Here is a 25,849-nt window from a genome sequence, read left to right as displayed (position 1 = left end):
ATATGACTAGATAGTTGGTTTCTGCAACCACATGGAGAGACTGTCGAGTCTCGTTTACGGAGAGTCAACTTTTGGCCGAAGTAGCGCACACTTGGCAACTGTCCGTCTAACATCGCTGTAAGGGGGCGCACTTTGTTCTTGGGGGCGCGGGGTGCACCGAAGTCCAGGTGAGCGACTGAGGTGAGGCCATGCAGGCCAGCACAATCGAACAAGCACGGTTTGAGCCGACGGTCGTGGGGGCGATCCGCCGCTACCGGGTGATGGTCGTGATCGTCGCGATCCTCACCGCCTTGGCAGCGGTGGGGTACTCGTTGACGCAGACTGAGCTCTACCGCGCCTACGCCACGGTGACCGTGCCGCAGAGCAGCACCGCCGAAGGCGAGGCCAGGGCCCAGTACTTCGACAGTCAGGTCCTGCTCCTGCAGTCCCAGGAGGTCGCCGACCGTGCGGCCAGGATCGCCAACGCGGCCCTGAACGACAACGTGCTGACCCGGGCCGACTTCTCGGGTGAGAACTCGTCGCTGGAGATCACGCCTCCGGAGCAGTCCACGCCGGGCGGCTTCGGATCCAGCATCGTCGCCCTCACGTTCACCTGGCCGGAGGCGCGGGTCGCCCAGACCGGTGTGAACGCGGTGCTCCAGGCCTTCGACGACGTACGCTCCTCGGCCATCGCCGCGCAAGGCTCGGCCGACATCGCCGCGATCGACCGCGCCAGCAAGGACCTCCGGACCCAAGGCCAGCTCGCGGACCTGCTCAACCAGCGGACGCAGACAATCGCCGACCTCCAACTCGACCTCGCGACCCATCCGACGGTCGCGTGGGCCGCCGAGCCGCAGGTGCCGATCAACGGCAACTCCAAGCGGTCCGGGGCGATCGGGCTGCTGGCCGGCCTCGTCCTGGGCGCCGGCCTGGCCTACCTGCGGGCCAGCCGCCGGCGGTGCCTCGCCGACCGGCTCGACCCGGGCGCGATCTACGACACGCCGTTGATCGGCGAGATCCCGTCGGCCGGAAAGGGCCGGCTGCTTCCCTCGGCCGCGGATGCGCTGCCGATGGCTGTCGACCCCCAGTCGTCGGCGGCCGAGGCGTTCCGGTTCACCGCGGGATCAGTCGAGCGCCTCTGCGCAGCTCGGGACGACCAAATGGCCGTCGTCTTCGTCTCGGCGGACAGCGGACCCGAGCGGAGCTCGGTCGTGGCCAACGTCGCGCTCGCGGTCGCCGAGAGCGGGCGGCCGGTGCTCGCGGTGGACGCCGATGCCACCGAGAGTGCGCTGACCGGTCTGCTGCTGCCGGGCAGCCCGCAGGCTGACGGTTTCGAACAGGTCGTGGCCGCGTGCTGTCCGGTCTCCGACTGCATCGAGCCCAGTCCGCTCAACGCGGACGTGACCGTCCTGCGCGCCGGACCGGTCCGGGTACGGCGAACCGGCGGCGCGGCGTACTCCGAGGCCGTGGAGAAGCTGATCGCCGAGGCCAAGAAATCCTTCGACCTCGTGCTGATCGACAGTCCGGCGGTGCTGAACCGAGCGAGTGCGGTCGACCTGGTGCAGAGCTCCGACGCGACCGTCGTCGTCCTCGGCGCCGGCGAGCCGGTGCAGGACCACGTCGCGATGGCCGAGCGTCTCGACCTGGTCGAGCCGGATCTCGTCGGCTACGTCTACCGCCGGTCGGGTCGCGGTCCGCGGTTCGTCCGCCGGTTGCGCAAGCTGATCATGAACCGGGTCACCCGCCGGACCGGTCTGGAGGCGCTCCCGTCGGCCGAGCTGCTGGCCTTCCGGCGGCCGCACAAGGACCGCCGTACGTCGGCAGGCGCGCCGCGAGGCTGATCCGGGATGTCGTCGCCCGTCGATGCTTCACGCCGTGTCGGCCTTCTGGCGCGGCCGGGGTCGGGACGGCTCTTCGTCCTGTACGGCCGCCTGCTCGGTCCCCTGCTGGCCGGCTACCTGCTGTTCGACCGGGCCTTCGCCTATCTGCACCTGCCAGGCAGTCCGTTGTTCGTCGGCGAGATGGTGCTCGGGGTCGGCGCGGCGGCTGCTGTCGTATCGACGCAGTACATCAAGGCGCCGCTGCGGGACGAGTCGGTCTTCGCACTGCTCGGCGCGTTCGCGGTCTGGGGACTGATCCGGACGGCGCCGGGCGTGGCGACGTACCAGATGGACGCGTTGCGGGATGCCGTGCTGTGGCTCTACTGCCTGTTCGCGTTCTTCGTGACCGGCGCGCTGGCCCGGTCGCCGGAGCTGCTCGACCGGTGGATACGCGGGCTGCACCGGCTGACTCCTTGGCTGCTGCTGTGGCTGCCGTTAGCCGTGATCCTCTATCCGCTGTCGCCGAGCGCGCCCGTGGTCCCGTTCACCACTGTGTCGGTGCTGTCGCACAAGTCCGGGAGCGCGGCGATCGCGGCGCTGCTCGTCCTCGGCGTGATGTGGCTGCTGCCCGGTGAGCGCAGCGCCCGGAGCCGGGTGGGCTGGAGTTTGATGGCACTGCTGGTGGTCGCCCTCGCCGCCACCCAGAACCGTGGCGGTCTGCTCGGCGTGATGGCCGGCGGCGCGGTCGGGTTGGCGTTCCTGCGGAACCGGGTGGGTCTTGCGGCGCGCGTCGTACTCGTGATGGTCGTCGGGCTGGGCGTGGCCTCGCTGCTGTCGCTGAAGGTGCCCATGCCTGGCCTGCAGGGCCGGGAGTTCTCGGCCTCGCAGCTGGTCGCCAACGTGGTGAGTCTGGGCGGGCAGGACACCCGCGGCAACCTCGGCGGCACCGTCGAGGGCCGTCAGCAGCTGTGGACCCGGATCCTCGACAAGCAGATCGAGGACGGTCATCTCGTCGACGGGTCCGGGTTCGGGCAGAACCTGGCCAAGGAGGTCGGCGTGCTCGACGCGGGCAAGGACACCCTGCGGAGTCCGCACAACTCGCACCTGCACATCCTGGCCCGGATGGGGATCGTCGGCATCGCGTTGTGGATCGCCTTGTGGGTGGGCTGGTACTGGCGGATGGTCGCCGGTTGCCGGCGGCTGGCCAGAGAAGGGCTGCACACCCGGCGTCAGGTCGGTGTGCTCTGCCTGGTGGTGACCACGGCGGTGCTGGTCTCCTGCTTCTTCGACCCACAGCTGGAGGGGCCGCAGGTGGCGGCGTTGTTGTGGACCATGTTCGGGATCGGGGTGGCGGTGACGACGGTCCGGCCTTGGTTCCGTGACCGGACGACACCGTGAGCGACCGGCGGCGGTGGATCGCAGCTGCTTGCGCTTTGCTGGCGGTGGTTGCGGTGCTCGCGGTCTTGCGGTCCTTGGGCGCCGCTGAAGAGTCGAACGAGTTCACGCCTGCTGGGCGGCCGGGTCTCACCGGTCCGGTCGGGCCGGTCCCTCGCTCTTGTGATGGCGTGCCGGTCGGTCCGTCCGAGAACGTGCAGTCAGTCATCGACGCGCATCCGGCTGGTACGACGTACTGCCTCTCTCCCGGCGTCTTCCGGCTGGAGCAACCACTGGCGCCGAAGGAGGGTGACTCGCTGATCGGGCTGCCGGGCGCGGTGATCAGTGGGGCGAAGGTATTGATGGGGTGGCGGCAGGATGGTGCGGCGTGGTCTGTTTCTGGGTTTCTGCCGGCGGAGCCGAGTTACCACGGCGAGTGTGCGGAATCGGCGCCGACGTGTACTTATGCGGAGGACGTGTTCGTCGACAAGCAGCGGCTGACTCGGGTGGGCTCCCGGTCGGCTGTGACCAGCGGGACGGTCTACGCGGACTACAGCACGAACTCGATCACGATCGGCGTCGACCCGCGTGGGCGGTTGGTCGAGCAGGCCGTTGCACCGAGCCTCGTCCAGGCGACCGTCGACGACGTGACTGTCGCCAACCTCGTTCTGGAGCAGGCGGCGAACGAGGCGCAGGTGGCTGCGGTGGAGAGTCGGCAGGTTTCGCCGTACGCGATGGGGTCGGGGTGGCGGATCCTGAACAACGAGGTGCGGCTCAACCACGGCGTCGGCCTGGGGCTGGCGGACGGCGCGGTGGCCACCGCGAACTTCGTGCACCACCAGGGGCAGCTCGGTTTCGGTGCCTGGGGCAACGGATCGCTGGTCGGCGGCAACGAGATCTCGTTCAACGGGGCGGCCGGCTACTCGTGGGGGTGGGAGGCCGGTGGCAGCAAGAGCTGGCGCACCGAGCGGCACACGGTCACGCACAACTACGTCCACGACAACTACGGGCCGGGGCTGTGGACCGACGGCGGCAACATCCACACCGAGTACTCGTCGAACAAGATCACCGGGAACTGGGGTGCCGGGATCCAGCACGAGATCAGCTACGACGCGATCATCCGGTACAACGAGATCTCCGGGAACGGGCGGCGGCACCGCGGCTGGGCCTGGGAGGCCGGGATCCAGATCCAGTCATCCGGTGGGACCGAGCTGATCGAGGTCGCGGGCAACGACCTCAGCGACAACGCCAACGGGATCGCGCTGATCGAGAGCGGTGGACGCGCCGGTGAGGATCCCGCGCCGCACGGGCCGCACGTCGTACGCAACGTCTGGGTGCACGACAACCGCGTCGCGATGTCGCCGGGCCAGCTCACCGGCGCCGTCCAGGACATCGGCGACACCGCCGTCTACACGTCCAACAACAACCGCTTCGAGGACAACACGTACGTCGTCCCGTCCCTCGAAGCCCCCCACTTCACCTGGAACGACACCGACCTCACCTGGTCCGCCTGGCGAACCACCGGCAACGACAAACACGGCCAAGCCAAACCCCCACCCCGCTGAGTGATCCCGACCCCAAGCCACCACCACCGCCTCGCCCGGAGGCCAGCACCTCCACCTCCCGGTGGGAGGCAGGCATTCTTCTCCTCCCCGCCCGGAGCGGAGCGGAGGGCGGTGGTTTCAGCTCAGGTCGTCGTTGAGGCGGGAGAGCAGTCTGCCTAGGTCTGCCAGGTCCGTGGGGTTCCAGCGGTCGAGGAGGGCTCGGAATTCGGTTTGGCGTTGGGAGCGCATGGCGTCGAAGCGGTCGGCGCCTACGGTGGTGAGGCGGAGGAGGCGGGCGCGGCCGTCGTCGGGGTCGCCGACGCGTTCGATCAGGCCCAGCGTCTCCAGCTGGGTGATGCCTCGGCTGACGGTCGACTTGTCCAGGCCGAGCGCCTGCGCGACGTCCGACGCGCGCACCCCCGCCCCACCACCCGCCGTGCCGAGCTCGATCTGGGAGATCAGCGCGTAGCCGGCCGCGTCCATCTCCGGGTGCACCCGGCGGGCCAGCCGCAGCGACGCCGACCGCGACCGCCGGAACAGCGCGGACAGCTGCTGCTCGATGTCCGCAACCAGCTTCTCGTTCTGCTCCGGCCAGTCGGTCTCCTGCGTGTCCACGGTCACCGGACCACGATCCCGGCGTCGCGCAGCGCCTTCTTCACGTCCGCGATCCGGAAGTCGCCGAAGTGGAACACGCTCGCCGCCAGTACGGCGTCCGCACCCGCCTCGACCGCGGGCGGGAAGTGCTCGGGAGCGCCCGCTCCCCCACTCGCGATCAGCGGTACGTCGACCACCGCCCGGACCGCCCGGATCAGCTCCAGGTCGAACCCCTGCTTGGTGCCGTCGGCGTCCATCGAGTTCAGCAGGATCTCCCCCGCGCCCAGCTCACACCCGCGCTGCGCCCACTCGATCGCGTCCAGCCCGGCCGACGTCCGGCCGCCGTGCGTGGTCACCTCGAACCCGCTCGGCTGGTCCGGCGCCCGCCGTACGTCGAGGGACAGCACCAGCACCTGGTTGCCGAACCGGTGCGCGATCTCGCGGATCACCTCCGGCCGGGCGATCGCGCCGGTGTTGATGCCGACCTTGTCCGCCCCGGCCCGCAGCAGCCGGTCCACGTCGGTCGCCTCCCGGACGCCGCCGCCGACGGTGAGCGGGATGAACACCTGCTCGGCGGTCCGCCCGACCACGTCGTACGTCGTCTCCCGGGAGCCCGAGGACGCGGTGATGTCGAGGAAGGTGAGCTCGTCGGCACCCTCCGCGTCGTACACCTTGGCCATCTCGACCGGGTCCCCGGCGTCGCGCAGATCGGTGAAGTTGACACCCTTGACCACCCGCCCGGCGTCGACGTCCAGGCAGGGAATCACTCGCACGGCAAGACTCACGGGGCCAGCGTATTAGGTACGGGTGAGAATTCCCGTGACCAGCCCCACCCGACGCGGCGCCGGCCAGGACGGCCGCGCCTTCAGAGCAGGAGTGCCCGGACGATCGGCCAGGCGATCAGGACGCCGGCGCCGCCCGCGGCCAGCAGCACGAGCACGTGCACGGGATTTCTCTTGAACTCCGGATCGACGCCGAGCTCACGCACCATCTCGAGCTGCCCGACCACGGGCCGGCGCTCGATCGGCACCCGGCCGGCCGACACCGCGGTCGCCATCCGCTCCATCGTGTCCTGGTCCCACAGCCAGTTCGATGCACCGAGGCGTGCGCCGTTCGCGGAGAGGATGACCAGGACTCCGATCGGCAGCGAGTTCTTGATCCGGCCGATCGACAGGATCCGCACGACTTGCGCCAGGTGCAGCGTGCGAGGCCGGCCCCACGGACTCGCCTTGCAGGTGACCGTCTCCGCGTCGACCGCGAACCAGGTGTGCCGGAAAGTGAGCGCAAGCACGCTCACGATCGCCAGCACCACACTGACGAACAGAATCGCAGCCGCGATCCAGCTGATCGCCCAGGTCGCGAGCGACGCGCTCAGAATCGCGCCAAGCACCACGTATGAGCCCGTGAGCACCCAGAACCGACCACCGGCCGAGGCGAACCTCGGCCGGAATACCAGCGGCGTCACTTCCAGGCGCGGCGCTTGGTGCCGGACGGCTTGATCGGGGCGGTCGACTCCCAGACCCGGCGCCAGCGGGCGGCGTCCGGACCGGACTGCGACGGCGAGGCCCCCGCGGCGACGCGGCGGCGGGCCTCCCACCAGGTGGTCGACTCCTCGTCCAGCAGGGCCGACACCGCGGCGGAGATCTTCGGCGCGAACTCGCGGGCGCTCTCGCCCTCGGCCGGGCTGAGCGGGTCGCCGTACCGGACCGCGACCGTCGGGCGGCCGGGCACCGGCCAGCCGCGGCCGCGCGGCATCGCGGCGAACGAGCCCTTGATCCCGACCGGGATCACCGGGACGCCGTGCTCGACGGCCAGGTACGCCGCCCCCATCCGGAACCGCTCCATCCAGCCGTCCGGCGACCGGGTGCCCTCCGGGAACACGACCACGTTCCAGCCGTCCGCGAGCAGGTCGCCCGGGGTCGAGCTGAGCTTGCCGCCGCGGCGCTCGATCGGGAACGTGTTGAACACGATCGCCGACGCGGTGGCCCGCCACCAGGTGTCGAAGAAGTAGTCCGCCGCCGCGGCCACCGCCGTCTTCCGGCGCATCGCGTCCGGCAGCGTGCAGAGCAGCAACGGGGTGTCCAGGTGCGACGAGTGGTTCGCCACGATCAGGGCGGGGCCGTTGACCTTGAGCAGCGAGTCGAGCCCGCTCACCTGCGGGTTCACCTCGAACCGCAGCACCGAGTTCAGCGCGCCCTTCTGCAGCACCTCGCGGACCGCGATCGCGGCCGGGGTCCGGGCCCACTTGGTCGGGAAGACCGAGGTCTCCTTCGGGATCACGTACGGCTCGGCCGACCGCGGCACCTGCGGCCGCCGGCCCCACCGCCACCCGCGCGCGACCTGCTTCACGTCGCGCGCGGTGTCGCGGCTGAACTTCACCAGGCTGGTACCCATCAGCGCACGTCCGCGAGCAGGTGCGGCGGGTTGTGCAGGTAGGTGATCGACGGCGACCGGCCGACCGAGTGGCTGACCATCTCGAGCGCGTCCTGCAGCGTCGACGCGGACCGGAAGCCCATCCGCTCGACCGTCTTGCGGTTCGCGCCGACCCAGACGATGTCACCGCAGTGGTCCAGGGCGTGGGAGATCCAGTACCACATGTAGAACGGGTGCACGCCGTGGTAGGCGTACGACGTCCGGTACAGGTGGATGTACCACGGGTCCTCGGCGTACTGCTTCTCGAACTTCGCCTCGATCGTGGCCGGGTCGGTCGACTCCGACAGCACTTCCTCGAAGAAGTCGACGTACGACGGGTGGTGCAGCTGGCTGAACTCGTACGGCACCGGGTGGTAGAGGATGACCGCGCCGTCCTTGCGGACGATCGGGGTCCCCCGGTACGAGTTGAAGTAGTACCCGAGACCCATGCAGGCGGCCAGGATCGGGTTCATCACCGAGTTCACGTTGTACGGGCCGACGAACGGCACACCCATGATCGCGACGTCGGACTGGCCCTGCACCTCGACCAGGTGCTGGCGGTGCACGTTCTCGATCGTCTTCTCGTGCACCGGCTCGATCTTGCCGGCGTTGATCCCGGTCAGCCCGTAGTTCGAGCGGACGTCGGTGAAGATCTTGTGCCGCAGCTTGTTCGGCGCGGCGGCCAGCGCCCGCTTGGTGGCGAGCATCGAGGCCTGGTCCTTGATCGACCACTCCCACTCGCGCTTCTGCAGGAACTCCAGCGGACCGCCGAAGATGTCGTTGTTCAGCGTGGTCTCGATCTGGAAGACCTTGACGTGCTCGGTCAGCACCGCGCCCATCCGCCAGGCCGAGTGGTGCATCTTCGAGGCCTTGTGGTCCATGAACGACCGCGAGTGGATCATCGTGTGGCTGTTGTGGTGGTGCTTCAGCGACTTGTACGACGCCAGCCCGATCGACGTCGACTTGTGGCCGCCGTCCATCGCCACCAGGTTCACGTTCACGTAGACCAGCAGGTCGGACTCGGCCGCCCGCTTGGAGATCTCGACGTCCTCGCCGTGCTTGGTCTGGCCCAGGTGGGTCAGGTTGGCGGTGTCCTCGGCGTCGAAGTTGTAGAGCTTGCCGTCGGGGAAGAACGACCGGAACACCCGCTCGCCGACGATCTCGCGCAGTTCGTTCGGCGTCAGCCGGCGGTGCAGCGCGTTCGCCGAGATCAGTTCGACGTCGTCGACACCGGCGTCGGCCGCCATCGTCAGCACCGCTTCGATGATGCGCTGCCGGATGTCGGGTTTCTTCATCGGCGGCAGCGGCAGCGAGATGTCGTCGAACGCGATCGTCAGCCGCATCCCGGCGGTGAGCAGCTCCGGCAGCGGTTCGGAGTCGATCGGGTTCAGCAGCGCGTTCTGGATCGCTTCCTCGACGTCCCGGACCGGCGGCAGCGCCTCCGGCGGGTACACCACCCGGGTGCCGAGCGGGAAGCGCTCCAGCAGGAAGCCCTCACCGTTGTGCACGAGCAGCGGCGGCGTCCGGTCGTCCACCTCAAGCACGAAACCTGGCCGAGACATGTCACAAACCCTCTCGTCGTACGTTCAGCGCCCTCATGAGGCCCTCACATCGAAAGCAACCTTGACCGTGCCCAGTCGGCCGGCCGAATGCGCGTGGTCGATCGCCTCGCGCCAGCGGTACAGCGGGTAGCGTGCACCGACAATTCCATCCAGCGGCGCCTTCGCGGCCAGCTCCAGTGCGGTTTCGAAGGCCGGCTGATCGTTCGGCTCCTCCCGCGCGGAGGCATAGCTGCCGGTCAGCTCGAGCTCGCGGAACCACACCGGCGACAGGTCGGCGCCGCTGGCCGGCATCCCGGACAGCACTACCCGTCCGCCGGCCTTGGTCACCCGCAGCACGGTGTCGATCGAGTCCTTGCTGCCGACCGCGTCCACGGCGATGTCCACACCGCCGAGCAGGAACTCCTTGGCCATCTCCGGCTTCAACCGGAAGGCGCCCGTGGAGCGGCGTACCCCGCGGAACACCTCGTCGGGAGCGACCACGTCGCTGGCGCCGAACGCCCGGGCCAGCTCACGCTGCTTCGCGTGCTTGGCGACGACCGTGATCCGGCCGGCCTGAGTCAGCTCACGCAGCGCAAGGGTCGCGAACAGCCCCACGGCGCCGGCTCCGCTGACCAGGATCGACTGGCCCGGCTCCACCTTCGCCCGCAGCGCGGTGTGCACGGCGCAGGCCAGCGGCTCGGTCAGTACGGCGCGCTCGTCGGACATCCCGTCCGGAACGGCGTACAGCTGGCTGCGGTGCGCGACCATCACGTTGCCCCAGCCGCCACCGGTGTCCTGGCAGAACCCGGTCTGCAGACCCGGCGCAACGTGCCCGACCGTGATCCGGTCACACCGGTTGGTGGTGCCGGACGCGCAGCCCTGGCACGGCTCGACACCGCGGGCCGCGCAGGTGAGAACGGAGTCCATCACCACGCGGGTGCCCTTCGGCAGGTCCGCGCAGTCGTCGAGCAGCTCGCCGACGATCTCGTGCCCGGGCACGAACGGCATCGACACCATCGCCGAGAAGTACAGCTTGGTCGAGCCGGTGACCATGCCGAGGTCGGAGCCGCAGATCCCGGACAGGATCGGCCGGATCCGCGCCCAGCCCTCCCGCTCGGCCTTCGGCTCGTTGATGGTGACGAGGCGCAGCGGCGCGGCCGGTCCGGTCAGGATGCCGGGGATCCGGCCGCCGACCGCCTTGGCCGCCAGGAACTTGGCCGGCGACCGGTACATCTCCAGCGCGAGCATCATCGGGCGTTCACCCCTGGCAGCTCCAGTCGGGACGAGGTGGACGGGGTCTTCCAGTCGACGATCTGCCAGCGCGCGGCCCGGGCGGCCCGGAACAGCGACACGTCCGGCGAGACCGCGACCGGATTGCCGACGACCTGCAGCATCGGCAGGTCCGAGTGGCTGTCGGCGTAGGCGTAGGACTTGGACAGGTCGATGTTCGTGCCGCGGGCGCGGTGCTTGATCCACGCGGCCCGGGACTCCCCGACCAGCGGCGGACCGGACAGGAACCCGGTGCACCGGCCACGGTCGTCGACGGCCAGCTCGGCGGCGACGATCTCGTCGAACAGCGGCTCCAGCGGCCGGGTCAGCGGCCGGACCGCGCCGGTGATCAGGATCGTCTTGTGCCCGGCCGCGCGGTGCTCGCGGATCCGCCGTACGGCGTCACCGCTCAGCCGCTCCAGGACGTGCTCGGCCAGGAGCTCGTCGACGATCCGGTTCAGCTCCTCGAGGTCGGCGCCCTCGTAGCGGCGGTAGATGGTCCGCAGGAAGGTGCCGCGGTCCTTGCGCTCGGCCGAGATCAGCTTCGGCAGCCGGCGCAGCATCGAGCCGATCTCACCGATCCGCTGGTGGCTGTCCAGTTCGGGCAGCCGCATCCACAGGTAGGTCTCGATCACGTTCGACGACAGCAGCGTGCCGTCCATGTCGAACGCGGCGATCACCTCGGAGTCCTGCTGCGGCTCGACCTTCTTGAGCACGCCCGCGGACTCGGCCAGCGCCTTGTTCCGCTTCTTCCGGACCACGTCCAGCCGGCGCAGCGAGTCGGTGACACTCGGGCAGTGCACCTCCTGCAGGTAGTGCTGCCAGTCGACCACGGAGGTGTCGCAGGCGAACTTCTCCCGGTCGTCACCCTCGAGCGCGTTGTGCAGCGCCAGCACGTTGTCGTCGACGAACTGGAGCTCGGCCTGCGCGTACTCGGAGTACAGGTCCATGTAGCGGCGCAGGAAGTCCAGCCGGCGCTTCTGCACGTCGAGCTCGCGGGCGTACTTCCGGGTCCGCTCACCGCGCGGGACGGTGGTGATGATCTTGTCCGCGATCTTGTGCGCGCGTTCGCCGTACCGCAGCATGCTCTCGACCGAGTCGCCGCCGGGGAACTTCCACACCGGCAGCCGGACCGCGCCGCGCTCGCCGAGGTCGAACGGGTGCTTGGAGAAGTACGCGCGGACCCCGGCGTACAGCTGCTCGAAGGTCAGCGGGTTCCGGGCGCCGGAGCCGATGTGGTAGTACTCCGGCTTGCTCAGCTCGGGCTCGGTCGCCATCACCGCGCAGATCGCGCCGACCACGTGGTCGACCGGGATGATCTCGATCACCGAGTCCGGCGAGGCCGGGAACTCGGGCAGCTCGCCGCGGCCGTAGGCCAGGATCAGCGGCTCGGCCATCTTGAAGCCCTCGATCCAGCCCGGGTGCGGGCTCTGCACCGCGGACTCGATGATGGCCGGGCGGACGATCGAGGTCGGCAGCGTGGCCGAGAACTCCTCGACCACGCGCTCGCCGAGGGCCTTGGTGAACGTGTAGCAGTCGGTCCAGCCGAGGCTGCGGGCGCGCTCGGTGCCGGTCTCGACCAGCTTCTTCGCGACCCACTCGGTCCGGCGGCGCTCGGTGTCGGCGGCGGCGGTCAGGTGACCGGCCCGGCGGTGCAGCTTCTCGGCGTCCTTGCGGAACTTGGCCAGCATCGGGGCCGACCGGGACTGCTCCTCGACCCGGGCCTTCATCGCCATGCCGGCCTCGGCCTCGGTCCGCCAGTCGACGCTGTGGTCGACCGGCGCCTCCGGGATCGCGCCGCGCCGGCGACCGGCCGTGTACGCCGTGGAGATGTGCACGTAGTGGACCTGGCGGCCGGTCTCGACGATCCGCTCGAGCAGGCTCTTGGTGCCGAGCACGTTGGTGGTGAACGCCTCGTGGATCGGCGGGTCGAAGCTCACGTCGCCGGCGCAGTGCACGACGATGTCGAGATCCTTGGGCAGCTCCGGCACGTCGGACAGGTCGCCCTCGATCACCTCGATCCGGGCGGCGGTGAGCGCCTCGGCGTCGGCGTGCTCGGTGCCCTCGCCGTAGAACGGCTTGAAGATGTCCTTCTTCAGCAGTTGCGCCATCCGCGCGGTGCCGGTCAGCGACCCCTTCGGCCGGATGATCGCGACCACCGTGGTCCCGGGGAGGTCTCCGATGATCCGGTGCAGCAGCGCCTCACCGACGAACCCGGTGACGCCGGTGACCAGGACCTTCTTGTCCTTGAGCTTGTCGGCCAGACTCACTTGTCGCCTCCACGCGTGAGCTCGAGTGCCTCGGTCAGGGTGAACGCACCGGCGTACAGGGCCTTACCCACGATGACGCCTTCGACGCCGTCCTCGACCAGCGTGCTCAGGGCCACGAGGTCGTCGAGGCTGGAGACGCCGCCGGAGGCGATGATCGGCTTGTCCGTGCGCGCGCACAGGTCGCGGTACAGGTCCAGGTTGGGGCCCTGCAGCATGCCGTCCTTGGTCACGTCGGTGACGACGTACCGCTCGCAGCCGGCCGCTTCCAGCCGCTCGAGCACCTCGTAGAGGTCGCCGCCTTCTTTCGTCCACCCGCGGGCCGCCAGGGTCCGGCCGCGGACGTCGAGCCCGATCGCGACCCGGTCGCCGTACTGCTGGATGATCCGGTCGCACCACTCCGGGTCCTCGAGCGCCGCGGTGCCGATGTTGACCCGGCGCGCGCCGGTCGCGAGGGCAGCCTCCAGGGAATCGTCGTCGCGGATACCGCCGGACAACTCGACCTGGACGTCCAGCTTGCCGGTCACGTCCGCGAGCAGCTCACGGTTGCTGCCACGGCCGAACGCGGCGTCGAGGTCGACCAGGTGGATCCACTCGGCGCCGGCCTCCTGCCACGCCATCGCCGCCGCCAGCGGATCGCCGTACGACGTCTCGCTCCCGGCCTCCCCTTGCACCAGCCGGACCGCCTGACCGTCCGCCACGTCGACGGCAGGCAGCAGCACCAGGTTCCCCGACCGGGGTGGTGGGGTGGGGAAAGAATCGGACACAGACATGGCCCACACCCTAGATGGCCCTAGTTCGGGTTTCGTAACCCGCTGCCTCGCTGAGTCGTTGAGATCGAATCTGTCTCAGCAATACCACTCTAGACAGTGGTCTGATGCCTTTAGGGTGGCTGGGTGGTCACCGTGGAGGAGCTCGAGACGGACCCGCATCCGGCGCTGGCGGCGCTCCGCCCGATCGGGTGGGTCTATGCCCTCGATGGCTGGGTGGTCGCCGGTCGTTCGCTCGCTCTAGAGGTACTGCGGGATCCGGAGACCTTCACCGTCGACGATCCGCGCTTCTCCACCGCACAGGTGGTCGGGCCGTCGATGCTGTCGCTGGACGGCGCGACGCACAAGGCGCACCGGGGTCCGTTCGAGGAGCCGTTCACGCTCGCCGAGACCCGTCGCCGCTTCACCGAGCCCGTGCAGCAGACCGTTGACGACCTGGTCGGGGCGATCCGGGCTGACGGTGCTGCGGACCTCCGGCGGACGGTGGCCGGGCCGTTGTCGGTCGCGGTGGTCGCCTACTCGCTCGGGTTGCCGCCCGCCTCGGCATCGACCGTCCTGGACTGGTACACCGCGATCTCCGACTCGGTCTCCGGGGTCGCTGCCGGACGACCGGTGACGGCAGCGGGCTCGGAGGCGTTCGCCGCCCTGCACGCACACGTTGCCTCAGGCATCGATTCCGCCGACTCACTGATCGCCGCGGCCGCCGGCGCCGGCCTCGGTGTCGACGAGGTGGTCGCGAATGCCGCCGTGCTGATGTTCGGCGGGATCGAGACCACCGAGGGCATGATCACCAACGCCCTCTGGCACCTGCTCAACCACCAGGACCAGCTGGATCTGGTGCTGGCCGACCCTTCGCTGCTGCCGAACGCGATCGAGGAGTCGCTCCGCCTCGAGCCGGCCGCGGCTGTGGTCGACCGCTACGCCACCCGCGACGTCGAGCTGGCCGGTGCGTCGATTCGCCGGGGTGATTTCGTCACGGTGTCGCTGGCGGGCGCGGGCCGGGACCCGGCGGTGTTCCCTTCACCGGACGTTTTCGACGTCCGCCGTACCAACGCCCGTCGGCACCTGGCCTTCGCCAGTGGGCCGCACATCTGCCTCGGCATGCACCTGACCCGCCTCGAAGCCCTCACGGCGGTCAGCGCATTACTCGCGTTGCCAGGCCTCCGGCTGGATCCGTCGTCTCCGCCGCCGCGCGGACTGGTCTTCCGCAAGCCGCCGGCGCTCAACGTCACCTGGGATGTGACCTGAGTACGAGCGCGATGCCCAGAAGGCCGCCTCTAGGAACCAGTACGGCTGAGCAGCAGCATCGCGGCGGGGTGGACGGGCAGGCGCTGCTCCGGATCGCGGTCGGCGTCGGCGGCCAACCGGGTGAAGCCGTCCTCGATCTCGTCCTCCGGCAGGTGTTCGAACGTCGACAGCGCCCGGAGCTTGAGCCGGTCGTAGCTCTCGCGCAAGGTGCGTGGCGGCTCGGTGGTCACCCACGCCACGTCGTCGGCCGGTGTCAGGCCTGCAGTGCGCGCGAGGTCCTTTGCGGCGTCGAGGGTCAGGTACATGCCGGCGTCGACGGTTCGCGCGGACGGAAAGTAGGCGTACCAGAACAGTTCCGGCATCAGGTCCGCGAACTGGCTGCGCAGGAACGCCACTCCCCCGGGCTTCAGCACCCGGCGGACCTCCTCGAGCGCCTGCCGCTGGTCCCGGAAGTGGTGGAACGACAGGAACATCAGCACCCCGTCGACCGATGCCTCCGGCAACGGGATCTCCTCGGCGCGGCCGTTCCGGTAGACCACGCCCGGGTGCGTCGCGGTCGTTTCGGCGATCTCCCGCATCCGGTCCGACGGCTCCACGCCGTACACCGGACCGCCGAACGCCTCGGCGAGCCCGGGCGTGAGGCGGCCGGTCCCGCTGCCCAGGTCCAGCAGGGTCAACGGCCGTTCACCCGGCAGGTAGGGCGCGAACGCGTCAGTCCAGCGCTTGACCTCGGCCACGGTCATTCCTCGCCCCGCGGCGTACACACTGCTCAACCGTCCGTTGTAGTCGACCATGATGCGGACAGTAGTACTGGCGAGTACCGCCCGCGGGCCGCACAATGACGGCATGACGAACCTGGCGGACGCGCAGTCGCTGGCCGAGGTCGGCGACATCGTTCGTGTCGAGGCCAGGCTGCTCACCGGTGCGCAGGGCGCGACCTTCGTGCTGCGCGAGCAGGACCGGTGCTTCTACGCCGACGAGGACGCGATCGCGCCGCTGTGGAAGGGCCAACGGTTCCCGATCACGAGCTGCATCAGCGGCTGGGCGATGCTGCACGACGAGACCGCGGTCGTGCCGAACATCGAGCTCGACGGGCGCATCCCGCTGGAGGCGTACCTGCCCACCTTCGTCCGCAGCCTGCTGATGGTGCCGGTCGGCTCACCGAGCCCGGTCGCCGCGATCGGCGCCTACTGGTCCCGCCACCACCGCGCCACCGACGCCCAGATCGAGGGCCTGCAGGGCCTCGCGACCCGCACCGCGGAAGCCATCGAGCGCATCGGCCTGGCCGACGCGCCCTGGGCTCCGACGTTCACCAACCGCTGACGACGTCGTAGCCCAGCCGAAGGATCAGGGCGGAGACGACGACCAGGAAGATGATCCGGACGAACCGGCTGCCACGGGCCACCGCGGTCCGGGCGCCGAGCAGGCCGCCGAGCATGTTGGCCGCGCCCATGATCAGCCCGAGAATCCACAGCGGCGAGCCGTGCAGGGCGAAGATGATGATCGCGCCGAGGTTGGTCGCCACGTTCGCGATCTTCGCCTTCGCGCTGGCCTGCAGGAAGTTGTAGCCGAGGAACCCGACCAGCGCGAAGATCAGGAACGATCCGGTCCCCGGCCCGACCGCGCCGTCGTAGAAGCCGATCAGCACGCCGACCACACTCGCCGCGACGTAGTGATCACGGCCGTCGAACCGCAACGCCGTCCGCGCACCGAGTGACGGCTTCATCGCGGTGTAGATCGCGACGCCGATCAGCAGCACCAGCACGATCGGCTTGAACCAGGACATCGGGATCTTGGTCGCCACCAGCGCGCCCACGGCCGACCCGAGACCGGCCAGGATCGCCAGCGGGATGACGGTCCGCTTGTCCGGGCGCACCTTGACGCTGAAGGTGACCGCGCTGGTCGTCGTTCCGCAGAGCGAGGAGATCTTGTTCGTGGACAGGATCTGCGCCGGGGTCGCGCCCGGCAGCCCGAGCAGCATCGCGGGCAGCTGGATCAGGCCACCGCCCCCGACCACCGCGTCGATCCAGCCGGCCGAGAAGGCGGCGACCACCAGGAAGACCAGGGTCCACAGCGAGAGGTCAGGCACGGCAGCCCACCAGGCGGAAAGCACTCACCCGGCCATCATCAGGTAAGGACGTTGTTCCAAAAAACCCTTACACTGGCGGACGTGACCCAAGACATACCCAGTGCTGCGGTGCCACAGTGGGCGGATGGCGTCCTCGATCGTGCCACCCGAAGGCGAGCCGCTCGCCACGGGCTGGGAACCGGACCTCGCGCCGGCCGACTCCCTCGTCCGCCAAGCGGTCCTCGCGCACGCCTCCTGGGTGACCGAGGGCGCCCGCCGGGCCGGTAAGCCCTGGTACGACGGCGACACCTGGGCCGGCGGCTTCCTCGGCGACCGCGGGCCGTTCACGAACCTGGTGGTGGCGAAACAACCGATCGACCCGGCCGAGGTGATCGCCGACGTCGCGCGCCGGCTGCCGAACAACGTGCCGTACCTGTTCGTCAGCCCCTGGCCGACCCGCGACCTGCGCGAACACGGCCTCGCCCTGGTCGGCCATCCCCCGCTGATGGTCCGCTTCCCCGACACCGCGACGACCCCGCCGGTCACCGATCTCGACGTCCGCCAGGTCACCGACGCCGCCGGGCTGGCCGACGCCGAGCGCGTCTTCATCGACGGCTACCCGGTCCCGGAGCTCCAACCGGTCGAACCCGGTGTGCTGTACAGCGCAACCTTCCTCGACGGCCCGACCGCCGTCTGGGTCGGGTACGACGGCGACGTACCGCTCGCCACCGCAGTCGCCCACAACGCGGCCGACGTGACCGTCGTCGAGAACGTCGCCGTCATGCCCACCGCCCGCGGCCGCCGCGCCGGCGCCGCCCTCACCTGGGCCGCCGCCACCCACCACGACCAGCCGTCGGTCCTGCTCGCGTCCGACGACGGCCAGCCGGTGTACCAACGCCTCGACTACCTCCGCATCGAACGCTGGACCGTCTGGATCCGCCCCTGATCCCTGGATCAGGACAATGGCAGGGTGAAGTTCCTACTGCTGATCCATAACAATGCCGAAGCCCTGGCCGGACTGACCGAGCAGCAGCAGCTCGAGCTGGCGGGCGACCGGGAGCGCGTCGCTGCCCGGGCACGCGAACTGCGGGCGAGCGGGGAGCTGTTGTCCGTCCTCGCCCTGGACGACCCGTCGACGAGCAAGAGCGTCCAGCTGGTCGCCGGGACGCCGGTGATCTCCGACCGGCCGTTCCTGGAGACGAAGGAGTACCTGGCGGGCGCGCTCCTGGTGGAGTGCCCGACGATCGAGCGGGCGCTGGAGCTCGCCGCCGAGGTTCCGGCGACCGAGTTGCGGCGGATCGAGATCCGGCCGGTCATGGAGCTCGGCGACGCCGACTTCGCACCGGGCGCCGCGACCAGGTGACGGACGGCCCGGAGGCGGGCGGCCTGGGGGCGGACGGTCTGGGGGCGGGCGGTCTGGAGGCGGTGATCCGGGCGGCCGCGCCGCGCGCGCTGGCGGCGCTGGTCCGGCGGTACGACGCCTTCGACCAGTGCGAGGACGCCGTCCAGGAAGCGCTGCTCGAGGCGTTCGTGCAGTGGCGGGCGAACGGCGTACCCGAGCAGCCGATCGGCTGGCTGGTCAGCGTCGCCACCCGGCGGCTGGTGGACGGCTGGCGGCGCGACAACGCCCGGCGGCAGCGCGAGCTCAACGACTTCCTCCGGGCGCCCGCGCAAGTGGATGACTCGTATCGCGAGGATGCCGACGACACCGTTCGTCTGCTCTTCCTCTGCTGCCACCCCGCCCTGAGTCCGGCGTCGCAGGTCGCGCTCACGCTGCGGTCGGTCGGCGGCCTGACCACCGCGGAGGTGGCCGCGGCTCTGCTCGTCGGCGAGCCGACCGTGGCGCAGCGGATCAGCCGGGCGAAACGGCTGATCCAGGACGCCGGAGCGCGGTTCGAGCTGCCGACCGGCGCGGAGTACGGCGTACGCCTGCGAGCGGTCCTGCACGTCCTCTACCTGATCTTCAACGAAGGCCATACGGCCAGCGCGGGCGCGGACCTGCAGCGTGTGGACCTGGCGACTGAGGCGTTGCGCATCACTCGGCTCCTGCATCAGGCCGTGCCCGGGTCGAGTGAGGTGACCGGGCTGCTCGCGCTGATGATCCTCACCCACGCGCGCCGCGACGCGCGTACCGGTCCGGGCGGCGACCTGATCCCGGCCGATCGGCAGGACCGCACCCGCTGGTACGCCGACGAGATCGCCGAGGGCACGCGGCTCGCCGAGGACGCGCTCCGCTCGGGACCCGTCGGCGCGTACCAGCTCGAGGCTGCGATCGCCGCCGTACACAGCGAGGCCGACGCGGTCGAGAGCACCGACTGGGAGCAGATCGCCGGCCTGTACCGGATCCTCGCGCAGGTCGATCCCGGGCCGATGGTGACGCTCGGCTCGGCGGTGGCGGTGGCGATGACCGAGGGCCCGCAGGCCGGGATCGCGATCGTCGACGGCCTGGCCGGCGACAAGTACCTCGGTGACCACCACCGGCGGTTGTCGGTGCTCGCCCACCTGCACGAGCTCGCCGACCGGCCCGACCTGGCCCGCGAGAACTACCTCGCCGCCCTGGACCGCACCCGCAACACCGCCGAGCAGAACTACCTCCGCGAGCGGATCGCCCGCCTCGGCGAGTGACTCACTGACTCATTTACGCCGCCGGTGGGACGCGCTCGGCAGGCGGGACCGTGAGGGCGCTGTGGAAGACGTCGCCCGGGTCGACAGCCTGCTTCAGCGCCGCCAGCCGCGAACGGTGCACCGGCGGGTAGCACCGGTCGAGGTCGGCCGTGGTCGGGTGCGACAGGAAGTTCGCGTACGCGCGCTCCGGGCCGAATGCCTCCCAGAGCCACTCGAAGCCGGCCACCTGCGATCCGTGCAGGCCGGTCGATCCGATCAGCACCGAGTTCACCATGAACTGCGCATCGCGGTGCGCGAACGCGGTCGCGTCCGAAGGCATCGCGCCGAACGCACCCCCGAGCGCCCGAATCTCCGCCGCCATCGCGGGCAGCCGCAGCCGGGCCTCGAGGACCTGCTCGCCGAGTTCCGGCGACCACTGGTCGAAGAGGCCGTTGCGCACCCGCGGCGTCCAGTCGGCCGGCATCGACTCGTTCGAGAACACCTGTGCGTACGGGATTTCGGCCACCGTGTCGGTGAGCACCGTGCCCAAGGCCCGCAGCGGTTCGAGGACCTTGTCCCGGGTGACCTCGTCCCCGGCGATGCACACCATCACCGCGACCGGCGCCTGCCGGTCGGCCATCATCGTCGGCGGCAGCTGCAGCGACGACGACAGTTCGTCCGGCGCGGTCACGACGTACTCGGCCCAGCCTTCCAGCACCTGTTCCGCCTGCGTCCACGGGAACAGGAGGGTGCCGAAGTGCACTGTCGGCTGGTGTACGGCGGCGATGTCGTACGACGTCACGACGCCGAAGCTCCCGGCGGCACCACGCAGCCCCCAGAACAACTCGGGCTCGGTGGCCGCGTCGACCCGCCGTACCTTCCCATCCGCGGTGACCACCTCGGCCGCCACGACGTGGTCGATCGCGAGACCGTGCTTGCGCACCATCCACCCGATCCCACCACCGGCCATCAACCCGCCAACCCCGACACCGGCCGTGTCGCCGGACGAGATCGCCAGCCCAGCCTCGGCTAGCCGCTCAGCTACCTGCCCCCACGTGGCCCCGGTCCCAACCGTCACGATGCCATCGCCGGCCACGGCGACCTGGTCCATCCGCCGTACGTCGATCACCACACCACCGTCGTTGGTCCCGAACCCGGCCATATGGTGCCCACCACTCCGCACCGCCACGTCCAGCCCGAACGCCTCGGCGTACCCAAGCGCCGCCGCGACATCACCAGCCTCCGCGCACCGAACGACCACCGCCGGCCGCCCCTGAGCAACCAGCGTCCGCCCAGCCTCCCGATACCCCGCGTCTCCCTCGACAACAACCTCACCAACCACATCCGCCCGAAGCCTCTCGACCCCACGCGCCCCAACACCCTCAGCCATCTCAACCCCTCGATCCCAGCGCCCCCATGGCGCCTCCTCCCCCACTGATCGAAGCCAATCCCCGTCCCTCGACATCCCCCACCAAGAAATCTTCAAAAGGCAGGGGAACAAGGCACCGGCCCCGACTCCGGGGTGGAGTGGGGGCGGGTGGGTGGGGCGTTGGCCGGCAAGCCGCGGTGCGGCTGCCGGTGGGGTCAGCCGCGGACCGTGGTGACGAGGTGGTCTACTACCTCGGCCACGGGGATGTCGGCGCGGGTGTTGGTGCGGCGGTCCTTGACCTCGATGGTGCCTTCGGCGAGGCCCTTGCCGACGACGGCGATGGTGGGGACGCCGATGAGCTCGGCGTCCTTGAACTTCACGCCTGGGGAGACCTTCTCGCGGTCGTCGTAGATGACCGTGAGGCCGCGGGACTCCAGGTCGGCGGCGAGCTCGGCGGCCCTCTCGAAGACCTCGGCGTCCTTGCCGGTGGCAACCAGGTGGACGTCGGCCGGCGCGATCTCGCGCGGCCACACCAGGCCCAGCTCGTCGTGGTTGCCCTCGGCGATCGCGGCCACCGCTCGGGTGACACCGACGCCGTACGACCCCATCGTGACTGTGACGAGCTTGCCGTTCTGGTCCAGCACCTTCAGGTCGAGGGCGTCGGCGTACTTCCGGCCGAGCTGGAAGATGTGCCCCATCTCGATCCCGCGCGCCGTCGCCAGCGGACCGGACCCGTCCGGCGCCTCGTCACCGTCGCGCACCTCGGCGGCCTGGATGGTGCCGTCGGCGGTGAAGTCGCGGCCGTGCACGAGGTTGAGCACGTGGAAGCCGGACTTGTCCGCACCCGTCACCCACGCCGACCCCTCGGCGATCCGGGGGTCGAGCAGGTACCGGATCCCGGAGGTGTTCTCCTTGCCGAGCACTCCCGGGCCGATGTAGCCCTTCGCCAGCGAGGGGATCTTCTCGAAGTCGGCCTCGTCGAAGGCCACCACCTCGGCAGGCTCGAGCTGCGCGCCCAGCCGCTTCTCGTCGATCGCCCGGTCACCGGGCACGCCGATGGCCAGCGGCTCGCGGGTGCCGTCGGGGTGCACAACCATGACCAGTACGTTCTTCAGCGTGTCCGCCGCGGTCCACTCGCGACCGTCGGTCCGGGCGTGCTTCGCGTTCAGCGTGTCGACCAGCGTCTCGATGGTCGGCGTGTCCGGGGTGTCGACGACCTCGGCGGCGGGCACACCGGACGCGTCCACCGGCGCCGCCTGCGGGACCACGACGGCCTCGACGTTGGCGGCGTACCCACCCGGCGAGCGGACGAAGGTGTCCTCACCGTTCTCCGCGATCGCCAGGAACTCCTCCGACCGGGACCCGCCCATCGCGCCGGACATCGCCTTGACGATCACGTAGTCGAAGCCGAGCCGGTCGAAGATGTTGATGTACGCCTGCCGGTGCAGCTCGTACGACGCGGCCAGCCCGTCGTCGTCGATGTCGAACGAGTACGAGTCCTTCATCACGAACTCGCGCCCGCGCAGCACGCCGGCCCGCGGCCGCGCCTCGTCGCGGTACTTGTTCTGGATCTGGTAGATCGACAGCGGCAGGTCCTTGTACGACGAGTAGAGCTCCTTCACGACCAGCGTGAACATCTCCTCGTGCGTCGGCCCGAGCAGCATGTCGGCGCCCTTGCGGTCCTTCAGCCGGAAGATGTTCGGACCGTACTCGGTCCAGCGGCCGGTGGCCTCGTAGGGCTCCCGGGGCAGCAGCGCCGGGAACACCAGCTCCTGCGCGCCGATCGCGTCCATCTCCTCGCGCACGATCCGCTCGACGTTGCGCAGCACCCGCAGGCCCAGCGGCAGCCAGGTGTAGATGCCGGGCGCGGTCCGCCGGATGTAGCCGGCGCGGACGAGCAGCTTGTGGCTCGGGACCTCCGCGTCCGCCGGGTCCTCGCGAAGGGTGCGAAGGAACAGCGACGACATGCGCAGAATCACGGGAGTCTCCAAAAGCCTGACAAAAGATGGATGGAACATCGGACGTCACAGAGGATATCCGTCCGGCGACCATGCTCTCACCACGTTATCCACAGCCTGCGGGTGCCCAGCCGCCTCATTCGGTCTCGCGCGACGCCTTCAGGGCCCATTTGATCAGCGGAACCTGCAGCGGCAGCCGCGCCCAGCCGACCGCGCGCGCGGTCGGCGACCCCTTCCGCTGCAGATCCATCGCCATCTGCACGTTGGCCGGGAAGATCGCCGCCAGCAGCCCCGCGCTGAGCAGACCGGCCGCCCGCCGGGTCCGCGGATGCAGCAGACCGGCCGCACAGGCCAGCTCGGCCACGCCGGACGCGTAGACCAGCTCCTTCTTGCGCGGCAGCGCCCGGGGCACGATCTGCTCGAACGGCTCGGGCTTCACGAAATGGAGGGTTCCGAGTACGCCGAACAGCACCGCCAGCCCCGTGGTGGTCTTGCTCCGAGTCACCATGCGCGGAGCCTACCGGACAGTAATCACGGCAGCTTCCCGTACGGCGAAGCCGCGGCCCGGGCCGCGTAAACCAACGCTGGTTTCAGAATCGGCCAGAACGTCGACGACACGCACGAGTACGCCGGCAGGAACCCCGCGCAGGCCCCGGACGCCGGCCCGATCTCGAACGTGTACGCCGGCACCCCGCGCGTCCCGGACAACCAGTCGTCGGTCGCCCCCGGCGCCAGATACCCCACTCCGCCGTCCCCCGTCGACACCGGATACCCGGTCAGCGCCCCCATCTTCTTGCCCAAAGCAACCAACGCGGCCTTGTCCGGCGCGTCCGTGTTCGTGTAGCCACGTGGCCGATGTCGTCGCATCTGAACAAGAAAGCGCACCAGCGGTCACCGCAGCATCACGGTGGGCGCCCAGTATCAGAACAGGATGGTCGCGAACGTCTCGATGGTCCGGAACCCGACCCGCTCGTACGCCGCCCGCGCGGGCGTGTTGAACGCGTTGACGTACAGCGTCACCACCGGTGCGATCTGCCGGGCCAGCTCGACCACCGCCGCCATCCCCGGCGCGGCCAGCCCGCGGCCACGGAACTCCGGGTCCACCCAGACCCCTTGGATCTGGCAGACCCCGGTCCCCACCGACCCGACCTCGGCCTTGAACACCACCCGGTCGTCCTCGATCCGCGCGAACGCCCGCCCGGCGCGGATCAGTTCGGCGACCCGCGATCGGTAGAACGTCCCGTCCGGCCCGGTCTGCGGCGGTACGCCGACCTCCTCGGTGTACATCGCGACACAGGCCGGGTAGAGGATCGGCAGCTCGACCGGTTCGACCTCCCGGACCAGTGGATCCGGGTCGATGGCCGGCGGACCCTCGATCACCATGAACGGCTGGTTGTCGCGCACCTCGCGGGCGGGACCCCAGTGCGGTTCGAGGGTGCCCCACAACTGCTCGACCGCGCGGGCCTGGCCGAGGATCTGGAAGCAGTTCCGGCCACGCCGCAACGCGTACGACGCGAACGCCCGCAGCGCAGCGTCGTCCGCGCCCACCGGCACCATGTTGCCGCCCGCATGGCACAACGCTTCGAGCACGCCCTTCTCGACGTACCCCCAGACCTCGGCGCCGCGCCGTGGGTCGAGTCCGGACGCCTGCACCAGGCTGTCGACGAACACGTTGACGACCGGGTCGCGACCGATAACGGCACGCGCTGCCGCGAGGTCGCGAGGACCGAGAACCCGAACGCCCACGCGCAGAACCTAGCCGATGATCCCCCGTCAAGCGTGCAACGGGTCGTGAGCAGCCGCGATCCGGCGCAGCGGCGACGTCCACGCGACCAGCACCGCGACGAACCCGAACGCACCCATCACGACCATCGCGGTGCGGACGCCGTACTGGTTCCCGAGTAGACCACCGACGATCGAGCCCAGCGTCCAGCCCACTCCCCAGGACAGCATCCGGCCGGCCGTGTTGACTCGGCCGAGCAACTGCTCCGGCGTGACCTGCTGCCGGTAGGAGATGGAGTTGACGATCACCAGCACGTACGCCGAACCCCACACGAGCAATGCGAGTGCGGCCAGGCCCCAGGCCGGCATCAGCGCCGTCACGATCCCCAGCACCGCCGACATCGGCAGCGCGTAGAGCGTGATCGCGGCCGGTGGCATCCGCTTCAGCAGCCGCGGCAGGCCGAGCGCCGCGATCAGCCCACCGATCCCCCAGGCACCCCACACGAGTCCGAACCGCACACCCGACGTACCGATGTGCAGGATCCGGTCGCACCAGACCACCATCAGCGCGACGAACCCGCCGCCGGCGAACGACTGGAGGCTGCCGACGATCGTCATCGTCCGCACCCCGGGATGCCGGACCAGGAACCGCACGCCCTCCGCGATGTCCGCGAAGATCACCCGCGGCCGCAATGGCAGCTGCCCGTCCCGCCGCTCCGACATCGCCCGCACGATGCCGCGTACGGCGATCGCCGACGCCACGAAACTCAACGCGTCGAGAGTGAGCAGGCTGGCCGGGTTCAGCACCGCGAGCGCCAGGCCGGCGAGCGCCGGGACGAACAGCTCGACCAGGCTGGACGCCGTCCAGACCGCCGAGTTCGCCTGCGCGACCCGGGCCCGTCCGACCAGCACCGGCAGCGCGCCGAAGTTCGCGCCGTCGAAGAACGTGAAGACCGCCTGCACCGCGAACCCGACCACGAGCACCTGCGCGACGGTCAGCACACCGAGCAGGTGCGCGACCGGGATCGACCCGATCAGCACCGCGTTGACCAGGTCGGCCGACACCATCACCCGCTGCCGGTTCCACCGGTCCGAGAGCGCGCCGGCGAACAGCCCGGTCAGCAGGTACGGCGCCGCCTCGAGCGCGGTCGTGAGCGCGGTGAGGAACGTCGAACCGCTCAGCCGGTAGACGAGCACCGGCAGCGCGACCGCGGTCACCATCGACCCCGTGAACGACAGCACGCGGGCGACCCAGTACCGCCGGAAGTCCGGATCGTCCCGCAGCCGCGGCGGGTCAGTGACGGTCATGC

The 25,849-nt window shown here is 70.0% G+C and carries 24 protein-coding genes; 8 read left to right on the top strand and 16 right to left on the bottom strand.

The features are described 5' to 3' along the window. The first annotated feature begins 188 nt into the window (after positions 1–188). The 3 genes from ACWCOV_RS11115 (at position 189) to ACWCOV_RS11105 (ending at position 4,738) form a co-directional block, all read left to right on the top strand. The gene (locus ACWCOV_RS11115) at positions 189–1,820 is read left to right on the top strand and encodes a Wzz/FepE/Etk N-terminal domain-containing protein (RefSeq protein WP_449829089.1); all 1,632 of its coding nucleotides are present in this window, start codon (positions 189–191) and stop codon (positions 1,818–1,820) included. 6 nt (positions 1,821–1,826) lie between these two features. Then, positions 1,827–3,197: an O-antigen ligase family protein gene (locus tag ACWCOV_RS11110; RefSeq protein WP_449829088.1), complete on the top strand. Its 1,371-nt coding sequence runs from the start codon at positions 1,827–1,829 to the stop codon at positions 3,195–3,197. A 167-nt stretch (positions 3,198–3,364) separates the two neighbouring features. Further along, the gene (locus ACWCOV_RS11105; RefSeq protein WP_449829087.1) at positions 3,365–4,738 is read left to right on the top strand and encodes a right-handed parallel beta-helix repeat-containing protein; all 1,374 of its coding nucleotides are present in this window, start codon (positions 3,365–3,367) and stop codon (positions 4,736–4,738) included. Between the two features lie 117 nt (positions 4,739–4,855). On the opposite strand, the gene ACWCOV_RS11100 is transcribed toward ACWCOV_RS11105, so the two are convergent. From ACWCOV_RS11100 to priA, 8 genes are all read right to left on the bottom strand, one after another. Beyond that, positions 4,856–5,338: a MarR family winged helix-turn-helix transcriptional regulator gene (locus ACWCOV_RS11100; protein ID WP_449829086.1), complete on the bottom strand. Its 483-nt coding sequence runs from the start codon at positions 5,336–5,338 to the stop codon at positions 4,856–4,858. Continuing rightward, the gene (gene hisF, locus ACWCOV_RS11095; RefSeq protein WP_449829085.1) at positions 5,335–6,096 is read right to left on the bottom strand and encodes an imidazole glycerol phosphate synthase subunit HisF; all 762 of its coding nucleotides are present in this window, start codon (positions 6,094–6,096) and stop codon (positions 5,335–5,337) included. Before hisF ends, ACWCOV_RS11100 begins: the two co-directional genes overlap by 4 nt. 80 nt (positions 6,097–6,176) lie before the next feature. After that, entirely contained in the window at positions 6,177–6,722 is a 546-nt protein-coding gene (locus tag ACWCOV_RS11090) for a hypothetical protein (RefSeq protein ID WP_449829084.1), read from the bottom strand. A 50-nt stretch (positions 6,723–6,772) separates the two neighbouring features. Further along, a complete protein-coding gene (locus ACWCOV_RS11085) occupies positions 6,773–7,705 on the bottom strand; it encodes a lysophospholipid acyltransferase family protein (RefSeq protein ID WP_449829083.1) in 933 nt (310 codons plus the stop codon). Further along, positions 7,705–9,285 (bottom strand): lactate racemase domain-containing protein, encoded by a 1,581-nt coding sequence (locus tag ACWCOV_RS11080; protein WP_449829082.1) that lies wholly within the window; start codon positions 9,283–9,285, stop codon positions 7,705–7,707. The genes ACWCOV_RS11085 and ACWCOV_RS11080 overlap by 1 nt, the downstream gene beginning before the upstream one ends. A gap of 33 nt (positions 9,286–9,318) precedes the next feature. Further along, a complete protein-coding gene (locus tag ACWCOV_RS11075; protein WP_449829081.1) occupies positions 9,319–10,515 on the bottom strand; it encodes a zinc-dependent alcohol dehydrogenase in 1,197 nt (398 codons plus the stop codon). Next, positions 10,512–12,803 (bottom strand): HAD-IB family hydrolase, encoded by a 2,292-nt coding sequence (locus ACWCOV_RS11070; RefSeq protein ID WP_449829080.1) that lies wholly within the window; start codon positions 12,801–12,803, stop codon positions 10,512–10,514. Before ACWCOV_RS11070 ends, ACWCOV_RS11075 begins: the two co-directional genes overlap by 4 nt. Continuing rightward, on the bottom strand, positions 12,800–13,573 hold the full coding sequence (priA, locus tag ACWCOV_RS11065; RefSeq protein WP_449829079.1) for a bifunctional 1-(5-phosphoribosyl)-5-((5-phosphoribosylamino)methylideneamino)imidazole-4-carboxamide isomerase/phosphoribosylanthranilate isomerase PriA: 774 nt from the start codon (positions 13,571–13,573) through the stop codon (positions 12,800–12,802). Before priA ends, ACWCOV_RS11070 begins: the two co-directional genes overlap by 4 nt. Positions 13,574–13,696: 123 nt before the next feature. Here priA and ACWCOV_RS11060 point away from each other — a divergent pair, with 123 nt between their 5' ends. After that, positions 13,697–14,818 carry a cytochrome P450 gene (locus ACWCOV_RS11060; protein WP_449829078.1) on the top strand — a complete coding sequence of 374 codons (1,122 nt, stop codon included), beginning with the start codon at positions 13,697–13,699 and terminating at the stop codon, positions 14,816–14,818. A 29-nt stretch (positions 14,819–14,847) separates the two neighbouring features. On the opposite strand, the gene ACWCOV_RS11055 is transcribed toward ACWCOV_RS11060, so the two are convergent. Further along, positions 14,848–15,612, bottom strand: a complete 765-nt coding sequence (locus ACWCOV_RS11055; protein ID WP_449829077.1) for a class I SAM-dependent methyltransferase — start codon at positions 15,610–15,612, stop codon at positions 14,848–14,850. A 52-nt stretch (positions 15,613–15,664) separates the two neighbouring features. Between ACWCOV_RS11055 and ACWCOV_RS11050 the strand changes: the two genes are divergently transcribed. Continuing rightward, complete coding sequence (locus ACWCOV_RS11050; protein ID WP_449829076.1) at positions 15,665–16,141, top strand: GAF domain-containing protein; 477 nt, start codon at positions 15,665–15,667, stop codon at positions 16,139–16,141. On the opposite strand, the gene ACWCOV_RS11045 is transcribed toward ACWCOV_RS11050, so the two are convergent. Further along, positions 16,128–16,907 (bottom strand): sulfite exporter TauE/SafE family protein, encoded by a 780-nt coding sequence (locus ACWCOV_RS11045; RefSeq protein WP_449829075.1) that lies wholly within the window; start codon positions 16,905–16,907, stop codon positions 16,128–16,130. The two genes, ACWCOV_RS11050 and ACWCOV_RS11045, sit on opposite strands and share 14 nt — an antisense overlap. 124 nt (positions 16,908–17,031) lie before the next feature. Between ACWCOV_RS11045 and ACWCOV_RS11040 the strand changes: the two genes are divergently transcribed. The 3 genes from ACWCOV_RS11040 to ACWCOV_RS11030 are packed head-to-tail and all read left to right on the top strand — an operon-like array spanning position 17,032 to position 19,511. After that, complete coding sequence (locus ACWCOV_RS11040; protein ID WP_449829074.1) at positions 17,032–17,832, top strand: GNAT family N-acetyltransferase; 801 nt, start codon at positions 17,032–17,034, stop codon at positions 17,830–17,832. Between the two features lie 24 nt (positions 17,833–17,856). Beyond that, positions 17,857–18,249, top strand: a complete 393-nt coding sequence (locus ACWCOV_RS11035; RefSeq protein ID WP_449829073.1) for a YciI family protein — start codon at positions 17,857–17,859, stop codon at positions 18,247–18,249. Then, positions 18,246–19,511, top strand: coding sequence for an RNA polymerase sigma factor (locus ACWCOV_RS11030; protein ID WP_449829072.1), 1,266 nt, complete (start codon positions 18,246–18,248; stop codon positions 19,509–19,511). The genes ACWCOV_RS11035 and ACWCOV_RS11030 overlap by 4 nt, the downstream gene beginning before the upstream one ends. A gap of 13 nt (positions 19,512–19,524) precedes the next feature. Here the strand turns inward: ACWCOV_RS11030 and ACWCOV_RS11025 are convergent, their stop codons facing one another. The 6 genes from ACWCOV_RS11025 to ACWCOV_RS11000 all read right to left on the bottom strand — a co-directional run bounded on the left by ACWCOV_RS11025 (position 19,525) and on the right by ACWCOV_RS11000 (position 25,847). Further along, on the bottom strand, positions 19,525–20,880 hold the full coding sequence (locus ACWCOV_RS11025) for an FAD-binding oxidoreductase (RefSeq protein ID WP_449829071.1): 1,356 nt from the start codon (positions 20,878–20,880) through the stop codon (positions 19,525–19,527). A 194-nt stretch (positions 20,881–21,074) separates the two neighbouring features. Further along, positions 21,075–22,838 (bottom strand): proline--tRNA ligase, encoded by a 1,764-nt coding sequence (locus tag ACWCOV_RS11020; RefSeq protein WP_449829070.1) that lies wholly within the window; start codon positions 22,836–22,838, stop codon positions 21,075–21,077. A 115-nt stretch (positions 22,839–22,953) separates the two neighbouring features. Next, entirely contained in the window at positions 22,954–23,325 is a 372-nt protein-coding gene (locus ACWCOV_RS11015; RefSeq protein ID WP_449829069.1) for a DoxX family protein, read from the bottom strand. A gap of 23 nt (positions 23,326–23,348) precedes the next feature. Next, a complete protein-coding gene (locus ACWCOV_RS11010) occupies positions 23,349–23,684 on the bottom strand; it encodes a hypothetical protein (protein ID WP_449829068.1) in 336 nt (111 codons plus the stop codon). Between the two features lie 54 nt (positions 23,685–23,738). Continuing rightward, the gene (locus ACWCOV_RS11005) at positions 23,739–24,563 is read right to left on the bottom strand and encodes a GNAT family N-acetyltransferase (protein WP_449829067.1); all 825 of its coding nucleotides are present in this window, start codon (positions 24,561–24,563) and stop codon (positions 23,739–23,741) included. Between the two features lie 27 nt (positions 24,564–24,590). Beyond that, positions 24,591–25,847 (bottom strand): MFS transporter, encoded by a 1,257-nt coding sequence (locus ACWCOV_RS11000; RefSeq protein ID WP_449829066.1) that lies wholly within the window; start codon positions 25,845–25,847, stop codon positions 24,591–24,593. Positions 25,848–25,849: the final 2 nt, after the last annotated feature.

The sequence above is a fragment of the Kribbella sp. NPDC002412 genome (assembly GCF_053592935.1).
Note: the sequence above shows the minus strand (reverse complement) of the source record. Positions and strands in the feature narration are given on the sequence as shown.